Here is a 630-nt window from a genome sequence, read left to right as displayed (position 1 = left end):
GACGCCGAACTCGCCTACCGCGCAAAACCTCGTTACTGAGCATCCGTCACCGCGAACTCGCCATTCAAAACAATGCAAAGTCCGCAATGCTTACATTGGATAACGTCTCAGCACACCCAATCCGACCGACTCAGCGCGCTTCCACTAGTTCTACCACACTCCGCCTTCCAGTCAACCTCCGACTCGCCAGCGCGGTCGGATTTGTGGTGCTGCGCATTGTTCGGCCCTGCAGAAGCTAAGTATCCGCACAGAAACAGACTAAGGCGTTTTCCGAAAGACAAGTGAGTAGCTATCTGCAGGCGAGGTCATAACCTTTACCTCTAGGAACAGAACAACATCCTCTTGAAACACCTTCCGCCATTCCTGCTGTCGGGAGCTATATCCATTCGATCCACTATTCATGGCAAACACAGTAATAGCTTCCGACTTGCCTGAAAATCGAACTTCCTGACCGTTTGGATCAGGTTTCCCATGCGCCTCGCCAACCATCTCGACAAAATCCCAACCATCGGATTCCCTCGCATGAATTTCCGCTCTCACTTCAGGTCGCTCCGTAAAGTCACGGCGGTTACAATGCGAACAAACTAATGCGATGATAGCCACTAAGAGAATATACCACGTAGCCCTCAT

At 51.3% G+C, this 630-nt stretch carries 1 protein-coding gene; it reads right to left on the bottom strand.

The window, feature by feature from the left end; all coding sequences use genetic code 11:
* Positions 1–258: 258 nt before the first annotated feature.
* Positions 259–630: hypothetical protein (locus IE099_RS20590; RefSeq protein ID WP_229809632.1), on the bottom strand; the 372-nt coding region annotated here is incomplete at its 5' end.

Source organism: Roseibacillus persicicus (assembly GCF_014651675.1).
Lineage (GTDB): Bacteria > Verrucomicrobiota > Verrucomicrobiia > Verrucomicrobiales > Akkermansiaceae > Roseibacillus > Roseibacillus persicicus.
Note: the sequence above shows the minus strand (reverse complement) of the source record. Positions and strands in the feature narration are given on the sequence as shown.